6 protein-coding genes, 1 tRNA gene and 1 pseudogene are annotated in these 4,932 nt (G+C 66.2%); 2 read left to right on the forward strand and 6 right to left on the reverse strand.

Translation table 11 applies throughout. The features are described 5' to 3' along the window. Together ACH13J_RS18000 and ACH13J_RS18005 are read left to right on the forward strand one after the other, a co-directional pair. A partial coding sequence (locus tag ACH13J_RS18000) for an adenosylhomocysteinase (protein WP_397544415.1) occupies positions 1-91 on the forward strand: 91 nt, incomplete at its 5' end. Between the two features lie 165 nt (positions 92-256). Then, positions 257-598: a DUF2853 family protein gene (locus ACH13J_RS18005; RefSeq protein ID WP_397544729.1), complete on the forward strand. Its 342-nt coding sequence runs from the start codon at positions 257-259 to the stop codon at positions 596-598. A 97-nt stretch (positions 599-695) separates the two neighbouring features. On the opposite strand, the gene ACH13J_RS18010 is transcribed toward ACH13J_RS18005, so the two are convergent. From ACH13J_RS18010 to ACH13J_RS18035, 6 genes and pseudogenes are all read right to left on the reverse strand, one after another. Continuing rightward, positions 696-860 carry a DUF2256 domain-containing protein gene (locus tag ACH13J_RS18010; protein WP_397544724.1) on the reverse strand — a complete coding sequence of 55 codons (165 nt, stop codon included), beginning with the start codon at positions 858-860 and terminating at the stop codon, positions 696-698. Then, a complete protein-coding gene (locus tag ACH13J_RS18015) occupies positions 845-2,389 on the reverse strand; it encodes an FAD-binding domain-containing protein (protein WP_397544725.1) in 1,545 nt (514 codons plus the stop codon). The genes ACH13J_RS18010 and ACH13J_RS18015 overlap by 16 nt, the downstream gene beginning before the upstream one ends. A gap of 27 nt (positions 2,390-2,416) precedes the next feature. Further along, positions 2,417-2,893: a thermonuclease family protein gene (locus ACH13J_RS18020; RefSeq protein ID WP_397544726.1), complete on the reverse strand. Its 477-nt coding sequence runs from the start codon at positions 2,891-2,893 to the stop codon at positions 2,417-2,419. A 75-nt stretch (positions 2,894-2,968) separates the two neighbouring features. After that, a tRNA-Thr gene (locus ACH13J_RS18025) sits at positions 2,969-3,044 on the reverse strand. 45 nt (positions 3,045-3,089) lie between these two features. Beyond that, positions 3,090-4,607 carry a heme biosynthesis protein HemY gene (locus tag ACH13J_RS18030; protein WP_397544727.1) on the reverse strand — a complete coding sequence of 506 codons (1,518 nt, stop codon included), beginning with the start codon at positions 4,605-4,607 and terminating at the stop codon, positions 3,090-3,092. Positions 4,608-4,626: 19 nt separating this feature from the next. After that, positions 4,627-4,932 (reverse strand): annotated as a pseudogene (locus ACH13J_RS18035) (COG4223 family protein); the annotation flags it as partial.

A 4,932-nucleotide genomic window follows, 5' to 3' on the forward strand; every position in this document is an offset into this window, starting at 1 on the left:
CGTCAAGCTCACCGAGCTGCGCCCCGACCAGGCCGACTACATCGGCGTCAAACCCCAAGGCCCCTACAAGCCGGAACACTACAGGTACTGAGGAGAGCGCACCACGGCCCTGTACGGCCGCCAGGAGGCGGCCCTCTCCAACGGTGCGCTTTTTCCTTGTGACATGGCGCGCTCAGGCTATCCTGAGCGGGCCGTGCGGGAGAACCTGATGCAAGGTGACCCCCCGCGGCAATGCCGGGAAAACGGGGAGGTGATGATGGGACGCCGCGATGACCTGATAGCGACTTATGCCGAGGATCTGCGCAACAAGTGCGGCATCGAGCCCGACATGGACCTGCTGACGCGGGTCACGATCGGATGCGGCCCGGCCATCTATGACGCCGATGCAGCCACGGTTGCCGCGGGGCAGATGCATGAACTGGAAACGATCAGGAACAACTTCCTGATCAAGAAGCTCGCACTGGATGACGGGCCGCACCTGATGGACGCGATCAACAAGGCCATCGAGACCTATGGCCGATCCGAACCCAACAAGTACCGCGCGGTGATTTATTACATGCTGACCAAGCATTTCGGCCGCGAGTCGATCTACCGCTGACCGGCTGGCGGGCGTTTCGCCGAAGCCGGTGCCGGGTGAAACCGCTTGCCGTGCGCCGCGGCACTGCCCATTGGCGGCGCCTGGGCCCCGGACGCAATCACGGCCCGGTCCGGCCACGGTTGCGGCGGCATCTCTGGGAACAATACCGCACTTCGTGCCAGACCTTGGCCCATTTACGCCGCCATGCGAACGGTCGCCCGCAAACGGCGCAGGTTTTGGTCGGAAGGCCGGGCTTGCGGCGTATGCTCATCGCCGGTCCCATAGCGGCAGGGTCTGCTGGCGCCTGTCGGTCCTCCGGTCGGTCCGCCCCCTGTTTTCGATGCCGCTCTTGCGGCTTCCGTGCCGGGACTGGATCGCGTCGGCCTCCTGCCGGAAACTGGCGCCCTTGCGCACCGACCAGATCTTCTGCCGGGCGTGCCGGGCCGCGTCGAGATGGTCGATCACCGGGAACGGATATCGCCGGCCGAGTACACTGCCGGCGATGTCGGCCTTCCACGGCTCCTGCAGGTGCCGGTCTGGGATGTCCTCGAGTTCCGGCACCCAGCGGCGGGTGAACGCGCCGGTAGGGTCCTGGTCCTTGCCCTGTTTCACCGGGTTGTAGACCCTGACGGTATTGATTCCGGTGGTGCCGGACTGCATCTGAACCTGCGGCCAATGGATACCCGGCTCGTAATCCGTGAACATCCGCGCCAGATGCCGCCCCGGCGCCTGCCAGTCGAGCCAGAGGTGATAGCTGGCGACCGATATCACCATGGCCCGCATCCGGAAATTGAGCCACCCCGTGACCCGCAGGCACCGCATGCAGGCATCGAGAAAGGGCAGGCCCGTCTCACCGGCCATCCAAGCCTCAAGGCGCGCGGCATCCGGCTCGGCGGGCCGCATGCCGTCATAGGCCCGGTGCAGGTTCCGGAACTCGATGTCCGGCGCGTTCTCGAGCTTTTGCATGAAATGGCAATGCCAGTGCAACCGCCCCGCGAAACTGCTCATCGCGCCACGCCAGATTTTCGCATCGGTCCCGGTCTGGTCTTGCAGGTTACGTTGCCGGGCCCATGATGCCTGTGCCACCTCGCGTACCGAGATGGTGCCAAGCGCGAGATGCGGTGAAAGCCGCGAACAGGCTGTCGCCCCTTCGAGCGGCGAGGACATGGCGCTGCGATAGCCGCGCCCCCGCGACCACAGGAACGTCTCCAGCAGGTTGCGTGCGTTGCCCCGCCCGCCGGACTGTCGCTCGGGGCATGGATCGGGCGAAAGGCCAAACTCGTGTGCGGATGGAACATGGCCCGTATCCAGCGCGACCGGCTGAAGGTCGGGCGCGGGTGTTACCGGCTCGGCCATCAGCCGATCCCACCGGCCGGCCCATCCGGTGCGAGAGCGCAGGCCGCGGAAAACGCCGTGTTGCTGGATCTCGTGCCATTCCACGCCCCTGTCCCGGCACCATGCGGCAACGCGGCGGTCGCGGCGAAAGGTCCAGGCATTGCCGGTTTCCTCGTGGCTCCATAGCGCCACGGGCCGGAATTCGGCCAGGAGCGCATCGAGAATGTCCTCGATGTGCCCGACACGTAGGACAAGCGGCTGCCCGAGCCGTGCCAGATCGGTCGCGAGGTCTGCCAGACTTTCGGTGACAAAGGCCCAGTGCCGCGCCGACACGTCGGATTGCGCCCAGAGATCCGGCTCGACGGCATAGAGCGGGATGACCGGGCCCCGTACCGCCGCTTTGGCCAGCGCGCGGTTGTCATGCACGCGCAGGTCGCGCTTGAACCAGACGATCTGATGGCAATGGTCCCGTTTCATGGCGCGGCAAGATAGCGCGCCGGAACATCATTGCCAGCGGTGACAAACGCCTTCGGCGATCATGGCCCGGGCGAGGTCACGGCCATCGGGCAACCGGCAGGTTGCGATCTCGCGATCATGGCTGCGCCGGCCGCTCAGGCGGCAGGAAAACGGGCCCTCCCGTGCGAGGAGATACATCTGCTGCGTGGCCCGCCAGCCCGCATCCGTACCCTGTTCAGGGCAATCGAGATTGCCGATGCGGACGGGAATATCGGCGATCTCGACGGTGTCGCCATCGCGCACCCGTGTCACCCGCCCTGTGAGGGCGTGGTCGCGGGCGGTTCCGCCTTGCAGCGCCTTCCCAGCCCGCCCGTCGACATGGGCCATGCTGCGCTCTGCGGGCCCTTCCACGTCGAGAAACAGCGGTGCCAGCAGCAGCGCGGTGCCAACCAGAAGGCCAGAGCGCACGCCGTAGAGGACGTGCCCCAATAGCGACCGGTTTCCGATTCGGAACGGGAAGAACATGGCACATCGTTACCGGCGGTCTTCGGCGAAACTGTGGCCGGTATGGGCCGATACGATGTGACGCGAGAGAAGGCGTGGTGCCGCTGAAGGGACTCGAACCCCCGACCCCATCATTACGAATGACGTGCTCTACCAGCTGAGCTACAGCGGCCCCGTGACGCGGCGCTATAGCACCGCGGCGGGAAGGGGAAAAGCCCTATTTTTCGGCTTTTTCCCCTGTCACCGCGTCATCCTCGGGCACGATCTCGGCATCCGCGATGGCCTCCTGTCCGCCGGGGGCAGTTTCGGGTTCGTCCGCGGTTTCGTTCGCTTCCGGCTGTTCCCCGGACCGGTCTTCGATGGCCCCGACGATGAGGGGCAGCATCTCTATGCCCGTGGAACTGGTCACCTTGGCGGCGGGCGGTGCGGTCCAGCTCAGCGTATCGAATGACTGGCAGTTCTCGCAGACGGGGACCCACTCGGCGTGGATGTGGTGGCAGTTGTCGCAAACCCATTGCGGACCCCGCGGCGCCGACAGCGCGCGGGCCAGCCACCCTTTCACGACCGTATCCGAGGCCCCCTCGCCGCGCTCGATCGCCGCCATGATCGTCAGTGCCCGCGCGTCGGGTTCCTCTTCGGCGAGGTTGCCGAGCGCCCGCCGCGCCGCGGGGAAATCCTCTGCTGCAAGGTGGAGTTCCGCCTCGACCAGTCTCGTTTCGCGATGGTCCGGATGCTGTTTAAGCAGCTTGGAAAACCGTTTCAGCCGCGCTTGGGGCGTTTCGTCGGGCTCGATCTCGGCGAAGGCCGCGGCAAGATCGGGATGCGGCTGTGCGGCCCATGCCTTGCGGATGATCCGTGCGGCGTGCCGCTTGGACCCGTCGGCGATGTAGCTGCGCGCCGCCATGACCGCCGCGGGAATGAGGTCGGGCGACAGGCGGTTGGCCTCTATCGCTTCTTCCTTGGCCTTGATGTCGTTTCCCTCGTCGAGGATTTCACGCGCCTCGGTCAACGCGATCACGGCGTCACGCCGTTTGTAGACATCGCGCGGCATCGACCCGTATTTCAGCTTGGCGCGCAGCGTTTCCCGCGCGCCTGACCAGTCCTCGTTCTCGGCCTGCAGCCGCAGAAGCGTGTCCTGCACCTCTTCGTGGCGCGGCTTGAGCGAAAACGCCGTTCGGGCCAGTTTCAGCGCGGTTTCCGTGTCGCCGTCGGAAAGCTTCTGCCGCATGATGCCGCGCACGCCGACGAAGCGGGTCTTCTCGTTCTTGACCAGCCTCTTGTAGACCTCTTCCGCCTTGCGGCGATCCCCGGACATCTCCGCGGCCTGCGCGGTAAGCAGGTTGGTAAGCGCCGGCTTGCGCAAGAGCCGCTCGGCCCGGCCGGCCTTGGAGATCGCGGTGTTCCACTCGCCCGATGCCAGTGCCATCATGCCCTCCGACAGGGCGCGGTATCCCTTTTCCTGTCGGTTGCGGTCGAAATAGCGCGAAACGGCGGTTTCATCGCCGTTGATGAACCGCAATACCGCGATCACGAGGCCGGCCAGCTTGATCAGCAGCCACACGATCAGCACCAGCACGATGAGCGATATCACCGACATCAGCGGGGTGAGGTTGAACTCCTGTCCGGCCATGACGATGCGCACGCCGCCCTCGAGTTCGAGCAGATAGATCGCGGCGAAGCTTGCTGCGCCGACAAGGGCGACGAAGACCGCAATCTTGATGATGGACCACAACATGGCACGCGCCCTTTCGGTGTCAGTTCAACTCTTCGCTCAGTTCCCGCGCGGCGGCGACCGCATCCAGCCGCTGGCGCGCCCGCTGCGTCCAGTCTTCGAGCTCGGCGCGGGCGACATCCGGCAGAGTCTCGATCTCTGCCAGCGCATCGGTCAGCCGGCCTTGCCCGACCGCGGCCTCGGCGCGCGACAGGACGGCGTCGGGGTCATCCCCCTCGCGCGGTTCGAGCGAACGCACCCCGAGCTGTGTGCGAAGGAAGCCGGTCAGCCCGCCGGTATCTCCTTCCCGCGCGGCGGCGTCGCGGGCCGCCGCCAGCGCGGCGCGCGC

This window comes from Roseovarius salis, assembly GCF_044472985.1.
Lineage (GTDB): Bacteria > Pseudomonadota > Alphaproteobacteria > Rhodobacterales > Rhodobacteraceae > Roseovarius > Roseovarius salis.